Here is a 24,130-nt window from a genome sequence, read left to right on the forward strand (position 1 = left end):
AGAAACCGTTCCTTTCGTAAATGGTTGCTAGACACTTCCATTTTACCAAAGAACGGTTTCTTTTTGTTTTACAAAAACAGGACTGCCCCGCAGGTCATTTTCATGACCCTTTTGGGACAGCCCCTTTTTTTATTATCGGCGGGACGGCGCTTTTCTGATGTTCGGCGGGTCAAAAACCTGCATTTGTACATGAATTTTCTGCCGACCAACGGCGCGTGATGAAATACCTGCGAATGTGCAGGCATTTTCAAAGTGAAGGGTCGAAATCGGGTTGGTGAAGGGAAATACCTGTATATTTGCATCTTTTCCTCTCTGAAGGGTAGACATGTGCGGAAAAAGATGTATATTTGCAGGCTTTATGGCGATGGATGGCGATGGCGATGGCGATGGCGATGGCGATGGTGATGGTGATGGCGATGGTGATGGTGATGACGATGGTGATGGTGATGGCGATGGTGATGGTGATGGTGATGGCGATGGCGATGGACGGTGAAGGGATGGCGATAGCGAAGGCGAAGGTGATGGCGATACGGCGAAGGAACGTCGCAGGCGGGCCAAGCGCCGCCGCGCCTCGCGCGGGGAGCTGCAAGGCGATGGACGCGCACGCCCGCGTGCTTGACGGAGCATGCTATAGTGATGGAAAGATCGGCGCATCCTGTCGAAAGAGACGGTTCGCAGCGGAAGGGGGAAGTCGCGGATATGCTTCAGGTACTTGTTGCGGAAGACGAGCAGTGGATCAGGCAGTCCATCGTGGAGATGGTCGGACGGATGGGAGACGACTACGTCGTGGCCGGCGAGGCGCGGAACGGCGAGGAAGCCTGGGCGCTGATCGAGGAGCTGTGGCCGGCCATTCTGATCACCGACGTCATGATGCCGCAGATGGACGGGCTGTCGCTGATCGCCAAGATCGCGGAGCACCAGATTCCGATGACGTTCATCATTCTCAGCGGATACGATAATTTTGAATACGCCCAGCGGGCGATTCGGTTCGGCGTGTCCGAATATTTGCTGAAGCCCGTGCAAATGGACCAATTGCACGACGCTTTGAAGCGCTCCGGCGACAAGCTCGGAGATAACGCCGAGCTGAACCGTACGATGGTCGGCTTCCAGAACCTGCTGGACCGGTACGATGCCGCGGAGAGCTCCGCGTTCTACCGGAAGGCCGGCGAGCTGTTCGACCGGGTGCTGGCGATGCCGCGCTACGACGGGGCGCTGAAGCTCAACCTGCTGCGTTTGTTCGAGCACAAGCTCGTGTCGCTGCTGCGCGATCTGGAGGTCGCGGTTGCCGAGCCGGCGGCGATCGGGCGCATGTCGGGCGATCCGCTCGCGAAGCGGCACCTGCTCGGCTTGCTGGAGCAATGGGTGCTCAGCAAAAAGGAAGACGACAGAACGAGCCAGCATTACGCGATGCAAAAAGCCTGCGAATACATCGGGGCGAACTATAAAAAAGATATCTCCTTGTCCCAGATGGCAAGATTGACGAACATGAGCATCTCCCACTTCAGCCTCTGGTTCAAGAAGCATACGGGCAAGACGCTCGTTCAATATATTCAGGAGATCCGCATCGAGAAAGCGAAGGAGCTTTTGAGAAATACTTCTCTTAAAGCTTACGAGATCGCCGAGGAGACCGGCTTCAGCACGCAGTCCTACTTCGTCCGCGTCTTCAAAGGCGCGACCGGGCTCTCGCCGGGCGAATACAAGAAGAGGATCGGCCCATGATGCGCGTCGCGTCGTTGCTTCATCGCTTCTCGCTGAGGCAGAAAATGGTGCTCGGTTTCCTCCTGGTCAGTCTGACCGGCGTCTTCACGATCGCCCTTTCGGCCCATTATTATTACAACCGGGCGACCAGCAAGGACTTCTTCAACCTGGCGAGCGGCGCCTCGGCAAGCTTGAACAATCAGCTCGATCAATACTTCCGCAATCTCGCGGGAATCACCTATTCGGTAGCCGCGGGCGCTCTGCAGCAACCTGACGAGGGTGCCGCGCATGCGGAGCCTTATTTGCTGCAGAACTGGCTGACGGGACATATGGAGCGCAACTCGGAGAACCGCCTGCTGATCGAGAGCATGCTCAAGAGACAAATCACGCTCAGCTATTCGGACGTGGAGAGCCTTATCGTTCTTTCCAATTCGGGGGAGGTCGTCTCCTCGCGGGGAAGCGGCGACGCGGACTTTTACCGGGGCCAATGGATGGCGGGCTCCTACAACGGGAACGATCCTTCGATTCGGCCGGTGGAGAAGGCGCGGCTCAGCCGCATTCTGGTCATTCCGCTGGCGGTGCCGATCTATAGTACCAAGAACGTGGAGATCGCAGGACAGATCATCCTCAACGTGACGACGACCAGCGTCCGCGACATCATGAGCCGGACGCGCATCGGGCGGACAGGCTACTTTTTTATCGTCGACCGGAGCGATACGATCGTCTACCATCCCGATCCCGCCTACATCGGCAATCGGATCCGGACGACCGACCTGTCGCCGTTCGCCGATACGCCGGTCGACGCCTTCCGCAAGGTCGGCCGGACTTCCTACCTGACGACCAACACGCAATCGGACTATACCGGCTGGAGAGTCGTCGCCGTCGTCCCGCTCTCCGAGATGGCTACCGGTCTCAAGGTCGCGCGCAATTCCATCATCATCGTCGTCGGTTTTATGCTGCTCTTCGTCCTGTTCGTCGTTCCGTGGCTGACCAAGCTGCTGCTTGCTCCCGTCATGAAGCTTAACCGGAACATGAGGGAGGTGCAGCGCGGCAATCTGGGAGTCAAGGTGGACGTAAGGCAGAGCCGCGACGAATTCCAGATGCTGAGCAACAACTTCTCCCACATGCTGGGCACGCTGAACGAATTGATCGAACGAGTTTACGGATTTCAGATCCGGGAGATGAACCTTGAGTTGAAGCAGAAGGATGCCACCATTCAGGCGCTGCAAAATCAGATCAATCCGCATTTTCTTTATAACTCTTTGGATATTATCAAGAGCATCGCGTTTCTTGAGGACGTGCCGAAAATCGAAAAGATGGCCGGCAACCTGGCCGCTTTCTACCGGTATACGACGAAGCTCGACCGGATCGAGGTGACGCTGCGGGACGAGCTCGCCCATTTGAACGAGTATCTGGAGATGGTCAAGCTGCGCTTCGGCGGCAACTTTGTCAATCGGAACTATATTCCCGAGAAATACTTGGACGTTCATTTGGTCAAGTTAACGTTGCAGCCGATCGTCGAGAACGCGGTCAAATATGCCGTCGAAGCCTACAACGGCGACGCTGCCATCCTTATCAACGCTTACGGCGAAGGAGAGGATCTGCTGATCGAGGTGGTGGATAACGGTCCCGGCATCGAAGCGGATCGGCTGCGGCACCTGCAGGGCCTGATCGCAAAAGCCGGCCATCCCGGGAGCGTCTCGGATCGCCAGGAAGATTCGGTCGGCCTGGCCAACGTTCAAGCGCGGCTCGTCATGCATTACGGCGCTGCCTACGGGCTGCAGATCGTGTCCTTCCCCGGCAGAGGAACGGCCGTCACCGTACGGATCCCGCTCGCGAATCGGAAGAATGTGCAAGCAAACGGAGAAATGTGAAAAAAACGGCGGCATGCGGTCTGCTATTCTACTAATTGTAAGCGTAGTCATGGAGGGGGCAGCGTGAAACGAACGCCAGGGTGGGTCAAGGCGGCGGTAACGGCAAGTCTGGGGCTGTTGACGATCGGCCTGTTCGCGGGAGGGCTTGGCAGATTGCCGGGGCCCGAAGCGGACAAGCCGGCCGCCGGAGACCGGATAAGCGTCACGATCATGCCGTACTCGTGGGAGGGAGGGCTTCGGTGGCGCGAGGATCATCCGATGATCCAGTACCTGAACGACAAGTTTAACGTGGACCTGAAGCTGCTGTGGACCGACGGCGAATCGTACAAGGACAAGCTCCAGGTCATGGCGGCGTCGGGGAAGCTTCCGGACGTCTTTCAGGTAGAGCCGGACCTGTTCGTCAATTGGCAGCCGAAGCAGGCATTCCTGGATCTGGGCCCGCTGCTTGGCGCTTACCCGCATCTTGCCGGGGCATTCGGGCAGGCGGAGTGGAACCTGCTTAATCCGGACGGCCGCGCTTACGGCATTCCGGTGAACGACGTCGAGTTCCGGGACAGCTACCAGATTCGCGCGGATTGGCTGGAGAAGGTAGGGCTTCCGATTCCGGAGGAAGGGTCGTTCACGGTGAACGACTTTTACCGGATCGTGCAGGCTTTCGCCCTGGAGGATCCGGACGACGACGGCGCGAACGACACCTTCGGCCTATCGATCTCCAATCAGCTGTCCGGCAGCTCGCCGTCCAACTCCCTTCAACTGCGGGCGGCGTTCGGACTCGCCAACGAATGGAAGCTGATCGACGGCGAGCTCGTCTCCCAGTATACGCAGACGGCGGAAATGAAGAAGTACCTGGCGTTCCTCGCCAAGCTTTACGCGGAAGGCTTGCTGGACCGGGACTTCGAGGACAAGGGGTTCGGCACGATCTACGAGGAGTTCCAGACCGGCCGGAGCGGCATCATGACTTATCGGCCCGACACGCTTCGCTCGGACGAGCAGCTGCTGCGCGGGAAGGATCCCGGCGCCAGGCTCGTCCAGCTGCCTCCGCCGATCGGGCCGGGCGGAGACCGGGGCAATCCGACGAACCTGCAAGGCGTTAACAAGCTGGTCGTCAATGGACGGATCGATTCCGCCAAGCAAGCCCGAATTCTCGAGATGCTCGATTGGTGGATGTCCGAAGCAGGAAGCCGGGTCATGAACAACGGCTTGAAAGGTCTTCATTATGTCAGAGACGACAAAGGCGGCTATGCCGCGACCGCGCTCGCGGATACGGATCTTCCCAGGCTTCTGAGCGATTGGTTGTTCCCGGGGAGCGACCCGGGCGCGCCGAGCGTCTATACGGCCCCGGAGGTCGCCCGGTTCGACGAGAACTATTACAAGAAGAACGCGGCTTATCCTTATCGCAATGACGCGGGCGGCATCGAGGTGCTGTCCCTCAGCTACAGATGGTATTACAAGAAGCTCGAAGAGAACTTCAGGCAGGTGCAGATTCAGGTCATTCGCGGGGAGAAGAGCCTTGACGCCGTCGACGAAGCGTCCCGGGTCTGGCGCTTGAACGGCGGAGACCGAATCACAGCCGAAGTTAACGACATCTACAAGCGGACGAAGGAGCGTGCTTAGTTTATGAGAGAGCAATTGCCGGACGGCGTATGGCCCGTTATGCTGACCCCGTTCACGCAAGAAAACGAAGTCGATTACGCTGCGCTTGAACGGCTCGTGGAATGGTATATCGACAAAGGCGCGGACGGATTGTTCGCGGTCTGCCTGTCGAGCGAGATGTTCCACTTGTCCTTGCGCGAGCGGGTCGAGATTTCCCGGTTCGTGGTGAAGACCGCCGCCGGCCGAATTCCGGTCGTCGCTTCCGGGCACGTCTCGGACTCGATCGGGGAGCAACTGGACGAGATCGGGCAGATCGCCGACACCTGCGTCGATGCCGTCGTGCTGGTGACCAACCGGCTCGCGTCCGAGCAGGAAGACGAGGCAGCATGGAAGCGCAACGTCGAGCGGGTGCTGGCCGCCTACCCCGACGTGCGGTTCGGTCTGTACGAATGCCCGCTGCCTTACCAGCGGCTGCTGTCTCCGGAACTTCTGAACTGGTGCGCCAAGACGGGCCGATTCACCTTCATGAAGGAGTGCAGCAACGATCTGGAAGTGATCAAGCGGAAAATCGAAGCCGTGCAAGGAACGAACCTGAAGGTGTTCATCGCCAACAATCCGCACGTATTGGAAACGATGCAAGCGGGGGGCAACGGGTATAGCGGCATCCTGGCGAACTTCCAGCCGGAGCTGTACGTGTGGCTGACCCGCCATTGGAGCCGTTATCCGGAGCAGGCGCAGGTCGTTCAGGATTACCTGGGCGCCTCGAATTTGTTCGAGGGAAGGCATTACCCGACGAGCTCGAAGTACTACTTGCAGCTTGAAGGCGTGCCGGCGACGCTGAAGTGCCGCAACCGGAGGGAGTCGGACTTCAAGATCACGCACCGCCGCGAGATCGAACAGCTGCATCGGTTTAACCGGTACCTGTTAAACGAAATTGCGACGAAGACAAACGAAGGTCAGTAAATTGCCCTTGTTATCATTTTAAACTATAGAAATATATCGCTTCATTTATATTGATTATAAATTCAGGGGGAAATGTTCATGCGGTCCATCCAGAAAGCAGGAATCTCCTTAGCCGCGTTCAGCTTGCTGCTGGCAGCCTGCGGCACCAATGACAACGGGAAGGCGGACACGGCTTCGCCCGCCTCCTCATCTTCCGCACCTGCTAAAGCTTCGGCGAGCGGAGGCGAGAAAGTCGGCTTGCGTATGACGTGGTGGGGCAACCAGAAGCGCGCGGACCTGACGATGCAAGTGATCGAGCTGTTCGAGCGCAAGTATCCGAATATCAGCATCGCTTCCGAGTTCATGGCGCAGGACGTGTACGGAGATAAGATCAAGACGCAGATCGCGGGCCGAAGCGAGCCGGATCTGATCGTCATGGGCAACGACTATATCGATTACGCCGCCCGGAACGTGCTCGTCGATCTGGACGAATACGTGGGCAGCGAGATTCAGATCGACAAGTTCCAGGATTCGTTCATCGACCCCGGCCGGATGAACGGCAAGCTGTACGGGCTCAACCTGGGCAACAACGGCGTCGGGCTGATCTACAACAAGACGCTCTTCGACAAGGCGGGGGTGTCGGCGCCGGAGACGATGACCTGGACGCAGCTCGAAGAGCTGGGCAAGACGCTCGTCGGCAAACTGGACAAGGGGCAGTACGCGTTTGCCGATCAGTCCTCCTTGAACGAGTACTTCGAGCTGTTCCTGAGGCAGCGCGGCAAGGCGATCAACAACGGCGGAGCCGTAGGCTTCGAGGCGCAGGACGTCGCCGACTGGCTCTCCATGTGGGATCGCTTCCGCAAGGAAGGCATCATCCCGACCGCCGAGATCTCGAGCGCCCATACCGAGCTTAGCGCAGAGACGTCTACCCTCACGGAAGGGACGACGGCCATGGTATTCAGGTACCTCAACCAGCTGCCCGCCTTCCAGGATGCCGTCAAGGACGAGCTTGGCCTGATCAAGCCGCCGAGCGGCGAAGACGGGAAGACCGGCCTGTGGCTGCATCCCGGCCAGTACATCACGATCAGCGTGAACTCCGAGCACCCCAAGGAGGCGGCGATGTTCGCCAACTTCATGATTAACGATCCGGAGGCGACTCAGATTCTGGGCAGCGACCGGGGCATCTCGATCTCGCAGGAGGCGAGGGACGCGCTCAAGCCGACGCTGTCTCCCGCGCAGCTTCAGATGTTCGATTACTTCGAGAAGGTGATCGCGAGCGAAGCGCCGATGCCGAAGGCCATGCCGGCCGGAGATTGGAACGGCGCCCTGGGCAAAGCCGCGCAAAAGGTAGCGTTCGGCAAGTCGACGCCGGAGGAAGCCGGCAAGGAAGTATACAACGCAGCCGTCAAAACGTTGAAGTAAGACACGGGCGTGCCGCCGCCGGATTCAGCCGGCGCGGCGCGCCTCTCTTCGATAAAGGAAGGAGCGCGGAGCCATGAGGCTGGTCCGATTTATCGCCGAAGGAGAAACGGAGGTACGAACGGGGGAGTGGCTGGAGGACGCAATCGCGGAAACGACGGGCTTGTTCGCCGACCGGCGGCATACCGGCAAGCGGTTCCGGGCCGATAAGTCGGTTCTGCAGGCGCCGGTCGCGCCGCGTCATATCATCGGGATCATGGCCAACTTCGGCAGCGATGGAGAGGCGGAGCGCGATTCGGTGCGAGAAGAGCCGCAGTTCTTCTTCAAGTCTCCGGATACGATCGTCGGGCCGAACCGGCCCGTCATGATCCCGCCCGGGCTCGATCGGCTGAGCTTCGAGGCCGAGCTCGCCGTCATCATCGGCGTGCCGACGTTCGGCATCGAAGCGAGGGATGTCGAAGCCTGCATTCTCGGCTACGCGATCGCCAACGATCTGACCGCAGGAGGATTCGCGCATCCGGGCGGCAACATCGCGATGACCAAGGTATCGCCGACGCTGACGCCGCTGGGCCCTTGGGTCGAGACGAATCCGCAATTCGGAAGAGGAACGATCTCGTCCTTCGTCAACGGCGAACAAAGGCAGCGCGGCGAGATCGGCCGGATGAAGCATTCCATCGCGCGGCAGATCGCCTACGTCGCCGGGCGCATGCGGCTCGGTCCGGGGGACATCCTGCTGACCGGGGCGCCTCCGAACGCGGGGCAAGTCCGGCGCGGAGACGAGATCGTCTGCGAGATCGAGGGGCTCGGCAAGCTGGCGAATCCGGTTCAATAAGCAACAAGCCGGAAGAAAGCTAGGAAGCTAAGAAAGCTAGAAATTTAGAAGAAAAGTTAGAAGATAGTCCGATTGGATAGGAGGGAGCGGGATGCAAAGAACAACGTCCGCGGCTTACGTATTTCTGCTGCCTTGGCTGGCGGGACTGACCGTCCTGACGCTCGGGCCGATGGCCTTCTCGTTGTATCTGAGCTTTACCCATTACGACATGCTGACGGACGCCCAATGGGTGGGCCTCTCCAATTACCGGGAGATGTTCGGCGAGGACGAGCGGTTCTGGACTTCTCTTAAGGTCACGTTCCTGTACGTGCTCACGTCCGTGCCGCTTAAGCTTATTTTCGCGCTGACGGTCGCCATGCTGCTGAATAAAGGGTTAAAGGGCTTGTCCTTCTACCGCACCGTCTATTATATTCCGACCTTGCTCGGAGGCAGCGTCGCCATTGCGGTGCTGTGGAAAAAGATGTTCAGCGGAGACGGGGCCTTCAATCAGGTGCTCTTGTACCTGTTCGGCATTCAGGGGCCCGATTGGGTCGCGAATCCCGACTTCTCGCTGTATTCCATCGTGCTGCTTTCGGCCTGGCAATTCGGCTCCACGATGATTATTTTCCTGGCGGGACTTAAGCAGATTCCGGGAGAATTCTACGAGGCGGCCCGGGTGGACGGGGCGGGACGGTTCCGTCAGATCCTCGCGATTACGCTGCCGCTGCTCACGCCCGTTCTGCTCTTCAACATCGTCATTCAGCTCATCACGGCGTTTCAGGCCTTCACGCAAGCCTTCATTATCAGCGGGGGAACCGGGGGGCCGATCGACTCCACTTTGTTCTATACGCTCTATTTGTATATTAAGGGGTTCACGCTCTTCGAGATGGGCTACGCTTCCGCCATGGCCTGGGTGCTGCTGCTCATCATCGGATTTTTTACGGCTCTCGTGTTCGGCTCGTCCAAGTACTGGGTCAACTACGGCGATGGAGGCAATTGATGATGACGCATACCCGGGCAAAACATACTTGGCTGCTTCACGCGGCGATCTGCGGATTGGGCATCGCCATGCTGTATCCGATCCTGTGGCTGGTGGCGAGCTCCTTCAAACCGAGCTATCTGATCTTCTCGGACCAGCGGCTCTGGCCTGCCGAGGCGACGCTTCGCAACTATTGGGACGGCTGGAAGGGAGTCGCGGGCCATGGCTTCTACCGGTTTCTCGGCAATTCCGCGACCGTTAGCCTCCTCGCCGTCGCCGGCAACGTGATCTCCTGTTCAATGGCGGCTTATGCTTTCGGGCGGATGAATTTCCGGTTTAAAAAGCCGCTGTTCGCGCTGATGCTCGTCTCGATCATGCTGCCGCACCATGTCACGATGATCCCGCAATACATTCTGTTTCAGAAAGCCGGCTGGATCGATACCTACCTTCCCATCTTCGCGCCTAAATGGTTGGCGACGGATGCCTTCTTCGTCTTCCTGATGGTCCAGTTTATCCGCGGCTTGCCCAGGGATCTGGACGAATCCGCCCGGATCGACGGCTGCGGGCCGTTCCGGATTTACTGGACGATGATCCTGCCGCTCTCCGTGCCTGCGCTTATCACGACCGCGCTCTTCACCTTTATCTGGACCTGGGACGACTTTTTCACCCAATTGCTCTACCTGAACTCCGTCCAGAAGTACACCGTGCCGCTCGGCCTGCGATTGTTCCTGGACTCGACCGCAGACTCGGCGTGGGGGCCGTTGTTCGCCATGTCGATCGTGGCACTGCTTCCGAGCATGATTTTGTTCTTCTCCATGCAGAAGTACTTCGTGGAGGGCATATCGACGACGGGGCTGAAGTGAGATGGCGACATTAAGCGATCGCACCGGCGTGCGGACGATGTAATCACAAGGGGCTGTCTCAAAGGTCATAAACTGACCTGAGAGATAGCCCCTTTTTTGCATATGTGAAAATAAACCATTTTTTGGTAGAGTGGAGGTGCTAATCAACCATATAACGCTTTTCGACGCAGAAAAACCGTGTCACCCCGCCCAAACCGTTGTGTGCTCGACAGGCGTATCATCGGCAGGTCCAACCTTAAAAGCTCAGCGCCGCCTCGCGAGCCTTGGCGATCGCGTCGGCCTTAATCTCCTGCGCCTTGTCGGACTGCGCGGCCATGCCTTCAACGTAGACGGCCTCGAAGCTCGGGACGCCCAGGAATTTCAGGACTGCTTCGAGATGGCGATGCGCCATTTCAAAGTCTGCGTATACGCCCTCGGACAGAACGCTGCCGCTGGCCTGGATCTGGAACGCCTTTTTCTTCGTTAGCAATCCGACGGGACCGTCGGACGTGTATCGGAACGTCTTGCCGGCTACGAAGACGGCGTCGATATAAGCTTTGAGGACCGGCGGGTATGAGAAGTTCCAGACTGGGTTGACGAAGATATATTTGTCCGCGTCCAAAAATTGTTCGACCAGTTCGTCGAGACGGCCGACCTTGGCCTGCTCGGACAAGGACAATTGCTCGAAGGCATTCCCCGCGTGCAGTTTGGAACGGGCCCCGATCACTTCGCCGTCCAGGAGCGGAATATCCGCTTGGAAAAGGTCGATGCGGACGATCTCGTCGTTCGGATTCGCTTCGCGGTAGGCTTCGACAAACGCTTTGCCGACGGAGAGGCTGTAGGAATTTTCATCGTTGCCAGGATTGGCGGTGATGTATAGTACTTTGTTCATAAGCTGCACGTCCTTCTATGGAGTATGATTTTGCGATGGCAAACATAGAACGACGGTCTTTTTCATTCTGTGACAGGGGCATATGAAGCTGGCTGCTGGAAAAACTACGCGTGACCATCGGCTGAAAAAGCTTGGCAAAATCCTGTCACAAAGCAAGCGCCAGCCTCGTTTTATTAACAGGCGGTCTCTACGCCGAAGCCTATACGAATGGAAGTGGACGGCATCCATGCAAGAACAGTTATATACGAAATATAAAGCTTTGCTGTTCAAGCTCGCCTATCAGCTGACAGGATCGGTATCCGACGCGGAGGACGCGGTGCAGGACGTGTTCATCAAGATCGCGGACGTGCCGCCCGAACGGCTGGCCGAGCCGAAGGCTTATCTATGCAAAATGGTGACGAACCGCTGCAAGGATCTGCTCAAATCCGCGCGCAAGAAGCGCGAGGAATATTTCGGCGAGTGGCTGCCTGAGCCGTTCCCCAGCTCGAAAGACGACGCGATGGAATCGGTCGTTCGCGAGGATCTGCTCACGTATGGCATGATCGTCCTGCTGGAGCGGCTGTCGCCGTCGGAGCGAATCGTGTTCGTCCTCCGCGAGGCGCTCGGGTTCGAGTACAAAGAGATTGCCCAGCTCATCGAGAAAAGCGAACCGAACTGCCGCAAGCTGTTCAGCCGCGCGAGTGCGAAGATGGGACTGTCGGATGAGGAAGAGCTTGCGCAGCCCGAAGCGGAGCAGCAGCAGTGGGTGAACGGCTTTTTGGACGCGCTCAAGGCGGGCAACGTCAATCGCATGTTGACGATGCTCGATCCGGACGTCGTGCTCGTCGCGGACGGAGGCGGCAAGGTGCTTGCCGCAGCCCAACCGATCGTTTCCCGCGACCTGGTGGCGAAGTTCTTGCTTGGTCCGGTGCTTCAATCTGCGACATTCGGCGGCGAAGTAAGGATGGAAATGAGGCACATAAACGGACAGCCGAGCATCGTTATCCGGTCGGAGACGGGCGGCATCCAAACGGTAGGCATGCTGCGCGTAGAGGGGGACATCGTACGGGAGCTGTATCTGATCCGGAATCCGGACAAGTTACAGCATATCGCGGAAGGCGGATTTTCGGAAAGGATGCGTCTGTTCGAGCCCTTGGATTAAGGCAGCGCGGTCGGTCTGACCACAATCTCGTTCACCGACACGTCGTCCGGCTCGTTAAGGGCGAACGCGATCGCGCGGGCGATCGCATACGGAGAGATGCCCATGCCGGCGATTTGATTGGTCATCGCCTTGGTCTCGGGACTGCCGATCGAGTGGAGCAGCTCCGTCTCCGTCAAGCCGGGAGAGACGATGGTCGAGCGGATGCGGGAAGCGGGCGATTCCTCCTGCCGCAGCCCCTCCGAGATCGCCCGGACGGCGAACTTGGTCGCGCTGTAAACGGCGGAGGACGGATTAACTTGGTATCCTGCCACCGAGGAGAGATTGACGATGTGTCCCGATCGCTGTTCTCTCATGACGGGCAGCACCGCCGCGATGCCGTACAGCACGCCTTTGACGTTGACGTCGATCATGCGGTCCCATTCGTCGACCCGCAGCTCGCTAAGCCTGGAGGCTGGCATGACGCCCGCATTGTTGACGAGCGCGTCGATGCGGCCGTACTGCTCCAGGGCGAAGTCCACGAGTTTTTTCATGTCATCGAGAGAAGCGACGTCCGCTTGAATCGAGACCGCTTGTCCGCCGTCCTGCCGGATCTCATCGACGACAGTCCTCAGCCGGTCTTCCCTTCTGGCGGCCAGAACGACCTTGGCGCCTTGATGCGCAAGCAGCTTGGCTGCGGCTTCCCCGATCCCGCTGGAAGCGCCGGTGATGACGACAACTTTATCGTTTACGTTAGACATGGAATTCCACTCCTCTATTTTATAGTTTATTCAACAATAGTCGCATATCTGACTATCGTTAATTTTTATTATAAAGAGAAGCGGCGTCCGTTCAATCGTTAATCCATGCCGTTTTGTACGATATCCGACGTAAGGGGGCACATTGTCTAATATCTCATAGGGCTCCGTATCCGGCATCGCGGTTCACAGCACGTATTTCTCGAACAACTCGCCGACCTGCTTGGCTGCGAGCTCTGCGGGTAGCGGCATCCGGTTCAGGATCCACCATTCGGCGGTACCGACGAAGGCGGAGGCCAAGAAGCGGGACACCAGATCCAAGTCCATGTGCTGCCGGGCCGCTTGAGCGCCGATTTTCGCCTTCGTGCCGCCGGCGATGCTCTCGAGCAGGCGATCGCGGAAGACGGACGTTTTCTGATTGGCCAGCATGGTATAGAAAAAAGAGAAATTCGCTTCGAAGTAGGAAAACATCGGTTTGAGATCGTCGATCGGATTTATGTCCTCGGCGGCGCAGGCGGCGAGCATTTTGTCGAGATGGTCTTTGATGCACTGGTCGAGCAGGTCGTATTTGTCCGCATAATGAAGGTACAGGGTGCCCCGGTTGATGTTGGCTCTGTCGGCGATATCGTTGATCGTGATGTGGTCGAGGTCCTTTTCCGACACGAGTGCTAGGAACGCCTTTGTGATGGCGTCCCGGGTACGCAGGATTCGTCTGTCCACCTTGGCCGGTTTTTCCATATGAGCGACCACCTCTGCACATTTTTCTATAGAATATCATGCGCAGCGGTTGGATAATCAACTATTGTTCATGATTTGAGCTGCAAAGGATGGACGCATGTAAGCGAGAAATGCACAGTTGGAGCGGTGCGTGCGACTGCGGCGGACGCTGCAAGCGAGGAAAGCGCTCCTGCGCCAAGGCGTTTCCCAATACTGCATCTGCTTAACAACGCGCAAAAGGTACAGCCCCGTTAGAATACCAAGGGGGCTGTACCTTTTCTTTTCACTCATCCGGCTTAGCTCAAGCCCGCCTTCGCCAATCCGAATGCCGCGTCCGCCGAGCCCGGCACGTTCTTGAAGGCAACGTTTATCCGGTTCCACGCATTGATCGCCATGACGGAGAACGTCAGGTCGGACAGCTCTTTCTCCGAATACTGCCCGCGCACGCGCTCGTACACGTCGTCCGGAACGCCGTGCTCCGGCAGCTTGGTCAGGATCTCGGTCCACGCCAAGGCGGCGCGCTCGCGCGGGCTGAACAAGGTCGATTCGCGCCAGATCGGCAGGTGGTAGAGGCGCAGCTCGCTCTCGCCGTTGATCTTGGCTTGCTTGACGTGCATGTCCAGACAAAAGCCGCAACCGTTGATCTGCGAGGCGCGGATGTGGACAAGATCGAGAATTTTCAGTTCGACGGAGCTGGCATGCTCCGCGTTGCTGAACTCCATCATTTTCTTGAAAAATTCGGGCGACTGCGCCATATAGTTGATTCGTTGCGTCATAGCGGTATGGCCTCCTAGTGGATGTTGTTTTTGTTGTGCATGCATAGAACGACGAAGCAGCGAATTCTGTGACAAGGATCTACCTGTCGGGAAAATTCAAGAGAGCGTTACTGGTGCGGATTTGCCGGATCGCGGGGACGAAGAGGCGCTGTGGAACGTTACTTGGGAGATGCCGGGGAGTGGCGATGGCAAAGAGGCGTTATACAGCGTTACTTGGGCGGATATGCCGGGTCGCGGGGACGAAGAGGCGCTGTGGAACGTTACTTGGGCGATGCCGGGGAGCGGCATAGGCAAAGAGACGCTGTACAGCGTTACTTGTGCGGATATGCCGGGTCGCGGGGACGAAGAGGCGCTGTGGAACGTTACTTGGGTGACGCCGGGGAGTGATGTAGGCAAAGAGACGCTGTACAGCGTTACTTGTGCGGATATGCCGGATCGCGAGGACGAAGAGGCGCTGTGGAACGTTACTTGGGCGATGCCGGGGAGCGGCATAGGCAAAGAGGCGCTGTACAGCGTTACTTGTACGGATATACCGAGTGGCGAGGGCGAAGAGGCGCTGTGGAACGTTACTTGGCCGGACATTCCGAGCGGCGAGGGCGAAGAGACGCTGCAGAGCGTTACTTGGGCGGATAAGCCGGGCGGCGGGCCGAAGAGGCACTGTACAGCGTTACCTTCCGCCGAGCAGGCAAAAAAAAGGCAGCCCTGTCCGGGCTGCCGCTATCGATTTATTTCGCACCAGTGAAGTGGTACATGCCGCCCTCCGGCTGCGGAAGGTCCGGCCAGGTGCGGCCTTCGCCGTTGAACTGGGGCAGCCAGGGCGCCAGCGCCTCCAGCATCTCGTCGACCATGCTCCATACTTGCTCGGTGCTGCAGACGGCAGCGGTGAGCGGGTCGTGCAGCACGGCGAGCTTCACGAGCTCGCGGTTGCCGGTCAACGCGGCTTCGACGGCCATCTCCTGCACGCTGATGCTGGCTCGGCAGGTAGCGGCGCAGGCCATCGGGAGATCGCCGATGTACGTCGGCGCGATGCCGTTGCGATCCACGTAGCACGGGATCTCGATCGTGGCGCCGTCCGGCAGGTTCGTGATCATGCCGCGGTTCTCGATGTTGAAGTTGCCGCGGTACGTCTTGCCCGTCTCCAGCGCTTCGATGATATAGGAGCCGTGCTCTTCCGAACGCTGTCCGAGCGGGATGGACGCGATCTCGCCGCTCAGCATCTTCGGGTACGTCTCCTTGTAATCGACGAAGCGCGTCAGGCAGTGCTCCAGATAGCCGGCCGTCACCCCGCCGATCCATTCCTTGTCGTTGATCCACTTGGACATGTCGGCGGATTTCTTGCGGTACCACGGCAGATATTCGCTCAAGTGGCCGTTCGATTCCGTCGAGTAGTAGCCGAACCTGCGCAGCACGTCGATGCGGCAAGGCTCTCTCTGCGGCAGCGTCGGATGGTTCTCGAACGCCTCGAGCAGCTGCGGCGTCAGATCCTTGCCCTTGTGCGAAATGTTGATGAACCACGTTTGGTGGTTGATGCCCGCGCAGATCTGGTCGATCTCGTCCTGCGGCAGGCCGAACGCTTCGGCGATCTGCTCGTGCCCGTGCTGCACCCCGTGGCACAGACCGACGACCCGGACGCCGCCGGCGCGCCGGACGGCCCACGTATTCATCGCCATCGGGTTGGAATAGTTGAGCAGCAGCGCGTTAGGCGCGACTTCCCGCATATCCTTCGCGATATCGAGCAGCACCGGAATCGTGCGGAGCGCGAAGAATACGCCGCCCGGACCGAGCGTATCGCCGACGCATTGCTCGACGCCGTATTTCAGGGGAATCTCGATATCGTGGCGGTACGCCTCGAGGCCGCCGACGCGAGCCAGACAGATGACGTAGTCGGCATCCCTGATCGCTTCCCGCTGGCTGGTCGTCGGCACGATTTTAACATCCGTCAGGCCGTTCGTCTCGAGCATGCGCTCGCTCAGCTTGGTCACCATCTCGAGCGTCTCCGGATCGATGTCCATGAGGCGGAACTCGGTATCGCGGAATTCGGGCACCGCCATCAAGTCCATGATCAATCTGCGGGTGAAGTTGATGCTTCCGGCTCCGATCATTGCGATTTTCAACATTTTATATCGACCTCCGTATGAAATAATTGCGCATTACTTCCTCTCGGGTAATATCATAGATTCCTGATATACGGGGAGTAAATAGCATAATATTTTCACCGGATTGATAAAATATTGCTCATCTCTTAGTCGATATTTCAGTCGATAAAAAGGTGATGCTCGGGAATGTCTTCCGTACTGTCGCGGAACTGCTGGGGCGACGCGCCCATCAGCTTGCGGAACACTTTGCCGAAGTAGCTGCTGTTGTCGAAGCCGGTCGCCGCGGCGATGGCCCCGACAGGCTGACCCGTCTGCCGGAGGAGCCGGGACGCCTGTTCGATCCGGATCTTGGTCAGATAATGAATCGGCGTGATGCCGGTATGCTTCACGAAAAGCCTGCAAAAGTGGTACTTGGACATCCCGGCTTCGGCGGCGATCTGCTCCAGCGTCAGAAAGCGGTGGTAATGCGCGTCCATGAACTTCAAGGCGGCCGCCACTGAATCCGGAACGGGTTGTCCGGCATCCGGCCTGCCGTCAACGGCCCGCAGGCAGGCGACGATCCACTCGTACAGGCGGACGGACAGCTCGTACTTGTCGAGGCCCGTTTTCGCCTGCGCGTTCTCCATCATCTCCCACAGCATGGCGATCGGCTGCGCGTTCGGCTTGAAGGAGACGACGGGCCCGGCTTTGGCGACGATATCGTTCCAGTAGCCGCCGACATGCCGGCCCGCCGCCGTCAAAAATATAAATTCCCAGGGCTCGCCGCCCGCACCGGGGCTGTAGTAATACTCGTGATTGTCCGGGACCGTGACAAAAAAGCCGTGGTGCTTCGGGATGCGGTAATGCTTGCCCCCGATCGTCAGATTGCCTTCCCCCGACAGGGTATATTGGAACAGCGCGAACTTGTCGCCGCGCGTCCGCCCGTTCCAGCGGTAGCTGTCGCTTACGGCGCTCTCCCAGCCGATCGTCCGGATCGCCATCAAGGCGTCCGTCGGCTCCGCATACCGGAATCCAAAGTTGGTCCTGAGCAATATAATGCGACCTCCAACTCAATTATTTGCGATTGAAGTAGGGACGGATATGGCCTACATTCAAAAATATCAAAGCTAAATTTGCAAATATTGTACTACGCGGGAAAGGTGCGATGGAAGATGCCGACGATCGATATGCCGCTCGAGCAGCTAAGCACGTATGCGGGGAGGAATCCGAAGCCAGCCGACTTCGACGTTTATTGGGAGCGGGCGCTCGCGGAGATGAGGGGGATCGACCCTGAGGTAGAGGTCGTCGAAAGCGACTTCAAGGTTCCCGGCGCGGATTGCCTGCATCTCTACTTTACCGGCGTCGGGGGCGCGCGCATTCATGCCAAGTATGTCCGGCCGAAGCACGCGGCGGAGCCTCATCCTGCGGTGCTGCAATTCCACGGCTACGCGCATCATTCGGGCGACTGGATCGACAAGCTGGGCTATGCGGCGGCAGGCTTTTCCGTGCTGGCGATGGACTGTCGCGGGCAGGGCGGGAGCTCCGAAGACAAGGGCGGAACCAAGGGGACCACGTTCAGGGGGCATATCGTCCGCGGGCTCGACGACCATCCGGACCGGCTGCTGTTCCGCGATATTTTCCTCGACGCGGCGCAGTTGGCGGGCATTGCGATGTCGCTGCCGGAGGTGGATGCGGGCCGGGTAGGCACGATCGGCGGGTCGCAAGGCGGCGGACTCGCGCTGGCCTGCGCGGCGCTTGAGCCGCAAATCAGTCGAACGGCGCCGAGCGTCCCGTTCTTGTGCGATTACAGACGCGTATGGGAGATGGATCTGGCGAGAGACGCCTACGAGGAGCTGCGAACCTATTTCCGCCTCTTCGATCCTCAGCACAGGCGCGAGGAAGCGATTTTCGAGAAGCTGGGCTATATCGACGTGCAGCATCTGGCGGACCGGATCCGGGGAGAGGTCATGATGGGCGTAGGGCTGCTGGACACCGTATGTCCGCCGTCCACGCAGTTCGCGGCTTACAACAAGATCGTCGCGGGCAAGCGGATAGAGATTTATCCCGACTACGTGCACGAACGGCTGGCCGACTTCGAGGATAAGGCGCTGCAATTCATGCTGGGCATGTAGCGAGGGAGGGGCGGAGAGCGCCAGACCGATATACGAAGAGGAGCGACGCCGCCCCTCTTTTTTGTTATTCTGTTGTTGAAGCGGCGTGCCGGCGATGTTCCGGCCCTGCCAGAACGCGCGGAGGGTTGTTATGAAAACATTTTTGAAAGCGCTAACAATTTATCCCAAGCTCGTGTTGTCCTTTTTGCTCATGATCATCCCCATTTATCTGTCCAGCCTGCTCATGAACCAGTCGGGACATGACGTCGTCAAGAATCAGATCTCGGCATCGATGGCGTCGCGCGTCCATTTTTACCTGTCGTCCCTGGAGACGGAGCTGGCCCGGCTCCGCCGTCTTCAGATGGAGTACGTGAGCGACGACGATCTGCTCAGCCTGGGCACGGCGGTCTCCCGGATGAACGACTTCGAGCGCTCGCGCACCATTCTGTCGGTGAAGAGCAAGTTGTACCTTCTCAAGAGCTCCAGCCCGTTCGTGGAAAACGTGAAGCTGTACGTCCCGGCGCTGGGACGCAGCATTATGGCCAACAATTACGACGATACGATTCCGGAGGCGGAGCTTGAGGCCATGCTCGAGCCGCGGAACATGAGCTCGCCCGTCTTCGGCTTCCGGGACCGGCTGCTGCTCAGCGGCGTGTATCCCGACGCGATCTACGTGAACCGCGAGCCGGTGCTGGCCATCGAGATCGAGCTGTCCAAGGCGGAGATCGTCCGCACGCTCTCGTCCATGGCGAACGGGGAGCAGGGCGGGGCGGTGTGGTTGAGCGCCGACGGCGCTTGGAACGTGGCCTCGGGCCTTCAGCCGACGGTGCTGTCCGAGCTGACGGGCGCAATCGGGACCAAGGGGGCGGACGATCGCGCCTCCGCGCCCGGCCAGTTCACGATGAAGACGGAGGCGGGGTCCTTTTTCGTAGCCCATGAATATTCCTCGGTCATCGATTCGACGCTTGCGGTGCTGGTGCCGGCGGAGAAGGTGATGCAGCCCCTCAACCGCCATCGCGACTGGATCTGGCTGCTCTCGCTCATCGCGCTCGTGCTGGTCGTCGCTTTTTCTTACTGGATTCACCAGCTCATTCACAAGCCGATCAAGCGGCTGGTCGTCTCCTTCCGCAAGGTAGAGAAGGGCGATCTGGGCGTGCGGGTTTATCACCGCAACCAGGACGAGTTCCATTACCTTTACAACCAGTTCAACCACATGCTCGGGCGGATCGAGACGCTCATCGGCGAGGTATACGAGCAGCAGATCCGGTCGCAGCGCTCCGAGCTCAAGCAGCTGCAATCGCAGATCAATCCCCATTTTTTCTACAACAGCTTCTTTATATTGCAGGGCTTGGTGCAGATGCGGGAGCACGAGCTGGCGGACAAAATGTTCCGCCATTTGGGCAGCTACTTCCAGTTCATCACGCGAAACGGAGCGGAGACGGTCACGCTCGAGCAAGAGATGAAGCACGCAAGCTCGTACGTGGAAATCCAGAAGTTCAGGTTCTCGGGAACGATCGAGGTGGAGCAGGAGGAGCTGCCCGACGCCTGGGCGCAGACGCAAGTGCCGCGCCTCATCGTGCAGCCGCTGATCGAGAACGCCTATTTGCACGGACTCGAAAACAAGACCGGCGAAGGCCGGCTGCGGATCGGCTTCCGGGAGGACCCGGACGGCCGGCTGTGCATCGAGATCGAGGACAACGGAGAAGAGCTGGACGACCTTCAGCTGGAGCGGCTGCGCAAGTCCGTATCCGCGGCGGACCGGGCGATGGAGACGACGGGCCTGCTGAACATCCATCGCAGGCTGCAGCTCAAGTTCGGGCCGGACTGCGGGCTGGCGCTGTCGCGGAGCGCGCTCGGCGGGCTGAAGGCGGAGCTGTCGATACGCAAAGACAAGGGGGGAACGGCATGATTCGATTGCTGATCGTGGACAATGAGCGCTGGATCGTAGACAGTCTGCTGGACCTGTTCGGGCGGCCCGGCAAGCTCGAGCTGGAGACGTTCGGCGCTTACTCCGCCATGGAGGCGCTGGAGGTGCTGGGCCGGATGAAGATCGACATCGTCCTGTCGGACATCCGGATGCCGGGCATGGACGGACTCGCGCTGCAGCGGGAGATCGTGAGGCAGTGGCCGTGGTGCAAGGTCATCTTTCTGAGCGGCTACGACGACTTCGACTATATTCAGCAGGTGCTGCGAAACGGCGGAGTCGACTACCTGCTTAAAACGGAGGGGCACGACGCGGTCGTCGCGGCCGTGGAGCGGGCGGCGGCGCAGCTGTACGAGGCGGTGGAGTCGCGGCAGCTGATCCTGAACGCGGAGCGCCAGATGCAGCAGGCCAGGCCGCTGCTCGTGAACGAGTATCTGCTGGCGCTTGCGGGCGGCGATCCGGAGGCGCTTCGCAAGCGGCACGCGCGGCTGCCGGAGCTGCAGCTGCCGCTGGCCGGCGACGCCGACACCCTGCTCGTGCTGGGACGGGTCGACGATTGGCGAGACGGCTTCAGCGGGGGCGACAAGGATCTGATGCTGTACGCCATCGCGAACATCGCCGAGGAATACTTCGCCAAGTCGCTGTCCTCCGCGGCCGTGAGCTTCGAGCAGAACAAGCTGCTGTGGTTCGTTCAGCCGAAGCCGAGTCCGGACGGCGCCTCCGGGGAAACGCCGCACAAGGCGGGGGACGCGCGCCGGCAGCTCGTCCGGTTCGTCCAGGGGACGATCGAGACGATCCAGGGGGCGTGCAAGCAGATGCTGCAGCTAAGCGTTTCTTTCGCGGCTGCGGACGAGCCGCGGGATTGGGAGCGGATTCCCGGGCAGTTCCACGCGCTGAAGCGTCTTCTCGGCCGCGGTCTGGGCCTGGGGCAGGAGCTGATTCTGCTGGACCGGCCGGCCCGGGACGGCGCCGGCGAGCAGCCGGACGTCCAGACGCACGAGACGCGCAGCCGGCTCGACAGGATCGGCACGCTGACGGCTTATTTGGAGAACGGCGAGAGCGCGCAGTTTTTTGCGGAGTACGCGCGGCTGATGGCGCTGGGCGCGGGAGACGGGAGGCGCGCGGAGCTGCTGAGGCTGGAGATCTACTATTCGCTCGTCCCGATCTTCCTGTCCGAGATGGGCCGCTGGGGCATCCAGGACGAGCTGAGCGGGACGGTCGATCTCGGCAGGCTGACCCGGTACGACATCCATCCGTCCTGGCATGCGGCGGAGGAATACTTCGCGGAGCTGGCCGAGCGCCTGTTCGCGCTCAAGCGCGCCGAGCGGTCGGACCGCGAGGACGACCTGATCCGCCACGTGCGGCGCTACGTGGCGCACAATCTGGCGGGCGATCTGTCGCTGACCCGCATCGGCGAGGTCGTCGGCTACAATCCGTACTACCTGACGCGCTTGTACAAGCAGCTGACCGGCGAAGGGCTGACGGATTATATCGCCGCCACCAGGCTGGCGCGGGCGCAGAAGCTGCTCGCGGGCAATCAGCTGACCGTCCAGGACATCTCGCGGGCCGTCGGATTCATGACCGAGCAGTCCCTTTACCGCTTCTTCAAGAAAGAGACGGGCCTCACGCCGCAGGAGTACAAGGAGCGGCAAGCGATATCCAAAACGGATAATGAAATGTAAAAATCGGCGAGTAGAGGGCGATTCCGCGCCGGCTCTATAATGAGCTCATGCAGGGCAGGATCATCCATTCATGAGCTTGAAGGGGGAACCGAGATTGAAAAAGAACCAAAGAATCGCGCTTGTCTGCGGCGTTCTGGCTTGCGCGCTTGCAGCGGCCGGCTGCAGCGACGGCTCGGGCAAAAACGCGGCGAGCACGGAACCGTCCGGCGAGGCGACCGGCTCGCCCAGCGCATCCGGCACCGCATCGGCATCCGCATCGGCGGCTGCGGAGAAGGGGGACCCGTTCGGCAAGTACGATCCGCCGATCGAGCTTCATGTCGCCAGGGCGGTCGACCAGACCTGGGCCTATCCGAAGGGCGACAGCATCGACAACAATGTCTGGTACCGCGAATACGAGAATCTGCTCGGCATCAAGATCGTGCACGACTGGACGGCGCTGACGAGCGAGTACAACCGCAAGCTGAACGTCTCGATCGCCTCCGGCAGCCTGCCAGAGCTGTTCTCCGTATCGGCCAGCCAGCTCAAGCAGCTCGCCGACGCCGGACAGCTCGAGGACCTGACGGGCGTCTACGAGCAGTACGCCTCCGACCATACGAAGGAGCTGCAGCACGGCGACGGCGGCGCGGCGCTCGCCTCGGCCACGTTTAACGGCAAGCTGCTCGCCATTCCGGTCGTCAACGCGCCGATCTATGAGCCGAACCTGCTGTGGATCCGCACGGACTGGCTCAAAAAGCTGAATCTGTCCGAGCCGAAGACGCTGGACGACGTGCTCAAGATTGCGGAAGCGTTTACGAAGCAGGATCCGGACGGCAACGGCAAGCCCGACACGTACGGCTTGGCGGTCAATAACTATTTGTACGGTCCCATCACCTCGATCACGGGGCTGTCCAACGCTTTCCACGCTTATCCGCAAACGTGGGTGAAGGACGCCTCGGGCAAGGTCGTCTACGGCTCGACGCAGCCGGAAATGAAGCAGGCGCTGGCCAAGCTGCAGGAGATGTACAAGGCGGGCGAGCTTGACCGCGAATTCGGCGTCAAGGACGGCAACAAGGTCGCCGAGGATATCGCGGCAGGCAAGTTCGGCATGGCGTTCGGCGCGAACTGGAACCCGTACGTGTTCCTCGACGCCGTCAAGAAAAATCCGGGCATGGACTGGATGCCGTTCCCCGTGCCTTCGGTCGATGGCGCGCCGACCAAAGCGAACGTCGGGTTTTCCGCCAGCGGCTACGTCGTCGTACGCAAGGGCGCCAAGCATCCGGAGGCGGCCATTAAAATGCTCAACCTGCACGAAGAGGTCGTGCACGGCTCGCGGCGCAACGAAGGCCAGTTCATCACCGTCGAGGAGAACGGAGAGCGGATCAATACGTCGCCGATGTCGCTCGTGCAGTCCGGCGTCTCCGACCAGGGCGTGCTGGATTCGCTCACCCTGCTGCGCAAGGCGATCGAGAACGAGGACGAGAGCCTGCTGAAGGACGCGCTGACGGAGACCGACAAGTACGGCCCGACGGTCGACTACCTCAAGACGGGCAATATCGAAAACTGGGCGGTTGCCCATCAGTACTTCGGCTTCGTGACCACGATGGACAATTACACCGGCGACCGGCTGCTCATGACGGCATTCGGCGGACAGACGCCGACGATGACCGACAAGTGGGCGACGCTCGACAAGCTGGAGAAGGAGACGTTCACGAAGATTATCATGGGCGCCGCGTCGGTCGACGAATTCGATACCTTCGTGGCGGACTGGAACAAGCTCGGCGGCGAGGCGATCCTGAAGGAGATCAACGACTGGCTGAGCTCGCAAAAGTAGTAGAAGCGAACGCGCGGACGCTCGCGGCATAGACAGGCGGAAGGGGAGACGGCCGAGACCATCGTCCCCTTCTTCCGTCATGCACCGAATCGGCGTCCGAACGTGCTGAA

At 59.6% G+C, this 24,130-nt stretch carries 22 protein-coding genes; 15 read left to right on the plus strand and 7 right to left on the minus strand.

Annotated elements, in window-relative coordinates; all coding sequences use genetic code 11:
• On the plus strand, positions 1-219 hold a 219-nt coding region (locus ACFOTD_RS33135), incomplete at its 5' end, for a hypothetical protein (RefSeq protein WP_378124274.1).
• Positions 220-247: 28 nt separating this feature from the next.
• On the opposite strand, the gene ACFOTD_RS33140 is transcribed toward ACFOTD_RS33135, so the two are convergent.
• A complete protein-coding gene (locus ACFOTD_RS33140) occupies positions 248-589 on the minus strand; it encodes a hypothetical protein (protein WP_378124275.1) in 342 nt (113 codons plus the stop codon).
• Positions 590-699: 110 nt separating this feature from the next.
• Between ACFOTD_RS33140 and ACFOTD_RS33145 the strand changes: the two genes are divergently transcribed.
• The 8 genes from ACFOTD_RS33145 to ACFOTD_RS33180 all read left to right on the plus strand — a co-directional run bounded on the left by ACFOTD_RS33145 (position 700) and on the right by ACFOTD_RS33180 (position 10,179).
• A complete protein-coding gene (locus ACFOTD_RS33145; protein WP_378124276.1) occupies positions 700-1,719 on the plus strand; it encodes a response regulator transcription factor in 1,020 nt (339 codons plus the stop codon).
• Positions 1,716-3,572, plus strand: a complete 1,857-nt coding sequence (locus ACFOTD_RS33150) for a sensor histidine kinase (RefSeq protein ID WP_378124277.1) — start codon at positions 1,716-1,718, stop codon at positions 3,570-3,572. The genes ACFOTD_RS33145 and ACFOTD_RS33150 overlap by 4 nt, the downstream gene beginning before the upstream one ends.
• 63 nt (positions 3,573-3,635) lie before the next feature.
• Positions 3,636-5,186, plus strand: coding sequence for an extracellular solute-binding protein (locus ACFOTD_RS33155; protein ID WP_378124278.1), 1,551 nt, complete (start codon positions 3,636-3,638; stop codon positions 5,184-5,186).
• A gap of 3 nt (positions 5,187-5,189) precedes the next feature.
• Complete coding sequence (locus tag ACFOTD_RS33160; protein ID WP_378124279.1) at positions 5,190-6,128, plus strand: dihydrodipicolinate synthase family protein; 939 nt, start codon at positions 5,190-5,192, stop codon at positions 6,126-6,128.
• Between the two features lie 78 nt (positions 6,129-6,206).
• Positions 6,207-7,529, plus strand: a complete 1,323-nt coding sequence (locus ACFOTD_RS33165) for an ABC transporter substrate-binding protein (protein WP_378124280.1) — start codon at positions 6,207-6,209, stop codon at positions 7,527-7,529.
• A gap of 73 nt (positions 7,530-7,602) precedes the next feature.
• Positions 7,603-8,358, plus strand: a complete 756-nt coding sequence (locus ACFOTD_RS33170) for a fumarylacetoacetate hydrolase family protein (RefSeq protein WP_378124281.1) — start codon at positions 7,603-7,605, stop codon at positions 8,356-8,358.
• A 91-nt stretch (positions 8,359-8,449) separates the two neighbouring features.
• The gene (locus ACFOTD_RS33175; protein ID WP_378124282.1) at positions 8,450-9,337 is read left to right on the plus strand and encodes a carbohydrate ABC transporter permease; all 888 of its coding nucleotides are present in this window, start codon (positions 8,450-8,452) and stop codon (positions 9,335-9,337) included.
• Positions 9,338-9,339: 2 nt separating this feature from the next.
• Complete coding sequence (locus ACFOTD_RS33180) at positions 9,340-10,179, plus strand: carbohydrate ABC transporter permease (protein ID WP_378124300.1); 840 nt, start codon at positions 9,340-9,342, stop codon at positions 10,177-10,179.
• Between the two features lie 235 nt (positions 10,180-10,414).
• On the opposite strand, the gene ACFOTD_RS33185 is transcribed toward ACFOTD_RS33180, so the two are convergent.
• Positions 10,415-11,050, minus strand: coding sequence for an NAD(P)H-dependent oxidoreductase (locus ACFOTD_RS33185; RefSeq protein ID WP_378124283.1), 636 nt, complete (start codon positions 11,048-11,050; stop codon positions 10,415-10,417).
• 226 nt (positions 11,051-11,276) lie between these two features.
• Between ACFOTD_RS33185 and sigJ the strand changes: the two genes are divergently transcribed.
• A complete protein-coding gene (gene sigJ, locus ACFOTD_RS33190) occupies positions 11,277-12,191 on the plus strand; it encodes an RNA polymerase sigma factor SigJ (RefSeq protein ID WP_378124284.1) in 915 nt (304 codons plus the stop codon).
• Here the strand turns inward: sigJ and ACFOTD_RS33195 are convergent.
• The 3 genes from ACFOTD_RS33195 to ACFOTD_RS33205 form a co-directional block, all read right to left on the minus strand.
• Positions 12,188-12,928 (minus strand): SDR family oxidoreductase, encoded by a 741-nt coding sequence (locus ACFOTD_RS33195; protein WP_378124285.1) that lies wholly within the window; start codon positions 12,926-12,928, stop codon positions 12,188-12,190. The genes sigJ and ACFOTD_RS33195 overlap by 4 nt on opposite strands.
• A gap of 183 nt (positions 12,929-13,111) precedes the next feature.
• Positions 13,112-13,663, minus strand: a complete 552-nt coding sequence (locus ACFOTD_RS33200; protein WP_378124286.1) for a TetR/AcrR family transcriptional regulator — start codon at positions 13,661-13,663, stop codon at positions 13,112-13,114.
• Between the two features lie 275 nt (positions 13,664-13,938).
• Positions 13,939-14,418, minus strand: coding sequence for a carboxymuconolactone decarboxylase family protein (locus ACFOTD_RS33205; RefSeq protein WP_378124287.1), 480 nt, complete (start codon positions 14,416-14,418; stop codon positions 13,939-13,941).
• Between the two features lie 121 nt (positions 14,419-14,539).
• Here ACFOTD_RS33205 and ACFOTD_RS33210 point away from each other — a divergent pair, with 121 nt between their 5' ends.
• Positions 14,540-15,160 carry a hypothetical protein gene (locus ACFOTD_RS33210; RefSeq protein ID WP_378124289.1) on the plus strand — a complete coding sequence of 207 codons (621 nt, stop codon included), beginning with the start codon at positions 14,540-14,542 and terminating at the stop codon, positions 15,158-15,160.
• On the opposite strand, the gene melA is transcribed toward ACFOTD_RS33210, so the two are convergent.
• Positions 15,144-16,535: an alpha-glucosidase/alpha-galactosidase gene (melA, locus tag ACFOTD_RS33215; RefSeq protein ID WP_378124290.1), complete on the minus strand. Its 1,392-nt coding sequence runs from the start codon at positions 16,533-16,535 to the stop codon at positions 15,144-15,146. The genes ACFOTD_RS33210 and melA overlap by 17 nt on opposite strands.
• A 137-nt stretch (positions 16,536-16,672) precedes the next feature.
• Entirely contained in the window at positions 16,673-17,545 is an 873-nt protein-coding gene (locus ACFOTD_RS33220; protein WP_378124291.1) for a helix-turn-helix domain-containing protein, read from the minus strand.
• 120 nt (positions 17,546-17,665) lie between these two features.
• Here ACFOTD_RS33220 and ACFOTD_RS33225 point away from each other — a divergent pair, with 120 nt between their 5' ends.
• The 4 genes from ACFOTD_RS33225 (at position 17,666) to ACFOTD_RS33240 (ending at position 24,020) form a co-directional block, all read left to right on the plus strand.
• Positions 17,666-18,625: an alpha/beta fold hydrolase gene (locus tag ACFOTD_RS33225; RefSeq protein WP_378124292.1), complete on the plus strand. Its 960-nt coding sequence runs from the start codon at positions 17,666-17,668 to the stop codon at positions 18,623-18,625.
• A gap of 130 nt (positions 18,626-18,755) precedes the next feature.
• Positions 18,756-20,513 (plus strand): sensor histidine kinase, encoded by a 1,758-nt coding sequence (locus ACFOTD_RS33230; protein ID WP_378124293.1) that lies wholly within the window; start codon positions 18,756-18,758, stop codon positions 20,511-20,513.
• Entirely contained in the window at positions 20,510-22,210 is a 1,701-nt protein-coding gene (locus ACFOTD_RS33235) for a response regulator (RefSeq protein ID WP_378124294.1), read from the plus strand. The genes ACFOTD_RS33230 and ACFOTD_RS33235 overlap by 4 nt, the downstream gene beginning before the upstream one ends.
• A gap of 94 nt (positions 22,211-22,304) precedes the next feature.
• A complete protein-coding gene (locus ACFOTD_RS33240) occupies positions 22,305-24,020 on the plus strand; it encodes an extracellular solute-binding protein (protein ID WP_378124295.1) in 1,716 nt (571 codons plus the stop codon).
• The last annotated feature ends 110 nt before the right edge of the window (positions 24,021-24,130 follow it).

The sequence above is a fragment of the Cohnella sp. GCM10012308 genome (assembly GCF_042649185.1).
In the GTDB taxonomy this organism is placed as follows: Bacteria; Bacillota; Bacilli; order Paenibacillales; family Paenibacillaceae; genus Cohnella.

What these genes read in the sequence shown, in the direction of transcription:
- ACFOTD_RS33170 (WP_378124281.1), top strand. Translation starts at nt 7,603, where the DNA reads ATGAGGCTGGTCCGATTTATCGCCGAAGGAGAAACGGAGGTACGAACG.
- ACFOTD_RS33185 (WP_378124283.1), bottom strand. Translation starts at nt 11,050, where the DNA reads ATGAACAAAGTACTATACATCACCGCCAATCCTGGCAACGATGAAAAT.
- ACFOTD_RS33195 (WP_378124285.1), bottom strand. Translation starts at nt 12,928, where the DNA reads ATGTCTAACGTAAACGATAAAGTTGTCGTCATCACCGGCGCTTCCAGC.
- ACFOTD_RS33180 (WP_378124300.1), top strand. Translation starts at nt 9,340, where the DNA reads ATGACGCATACCCGGGCAAAACATACTTGGCTGCTTCACGCGGCGATC.
- ACFOTD_RS33200 (WP_378124286.1), bottom strand. Translation starts at nt 13,663, where the DNA reads ATGGAAAAACCGGCCAAGGTGGACAGACGAATCCTGCGTACCCGGGAC.
- sigJ (WP_378124284.1), top strand. Translation starts at nt 11,277, where the DNA reads ATGCAAGAACAGTTATATACGAAATATAAAGCTTTGCTGTTCAAGCTC.
- ACFOTD_RS33150 (WP_378124277.1), top strand. Translation starts at nt 1,716, where the DNA reads ATGATGCGCGTCGCGTCGTTGCTTCATCGCTTCTCGCTGAGGCAGAAA.
- ACFOTD_RS33175 (WP_378124282.1), top strand. Translation starts at nt 8,450, where the DNA reads ATGCAAAGAACAACGTCCGCGGCTTACGTATTTCTGCTGCCTTGGCTG.
- ACFOTD_RS33205 (WP_378124287.1), bottom strand. Translation starts at nt 14,418, where the DNA reads ATGACGCAACGAATCAACTATATGGCGCAGTCGCCCGAATTTTTCAAG.
- ACFOTD_RS33225 (WP_378124292.1), top strand. Translation starts at nt 17,666, where the DNA reads ATGCCGACGATCGATATGCCGCTCGAGCAGCTAAGCACGTATGCGGGG.
- ACFOTD_RS33230 (WP_378124293.1), top strand. Translation starts at nt 18,756, where the DNA reads ATGAAAACATTTTTGAAAGCGCTAACAATTTATCCCAAGCTCGTGTTG.
- ACFOTD_RS33165 (WP_378124280.1), top strand. Translation starts at nt 6,207, where the DNA reads ATGCGGTCCATCCAGAAAGCAGGAATCTCCTTAGCCGCGTTCAGCTTG.
- ACFOTD_RS33145 (WP_378124276.1), top strand. Translation starts at nt 700, where the DNA reads ATGCTTCAGGTACTTGTTGCGGAAGACGAGCAGTGGATCAGGCAGTCC.
- ACFOTD_RS33235 (WP_378124294.1), top strand. Translation starts at nt 20,510, where the DNA reads ATGATTCGATTGCTGATCGTGGACAATGAGCGCTGGATCGTAGACAGT.
- melA (WP_378124290.1), bottom strand. Translation starts at nt 16,535, where the DNA reads ATGTTGAAAATCGCAATGATCGGAGCCGGAAGCATCAACTTCACCCGC.
- ACFOTD_RS33160 (WP_378124279.1), top strand. Translation starts at nt 5,190, where the DNA reads ATGAGAGAGCAATTGCCGGACGGCGTATGGCCCGTTATGCTGACCCCG.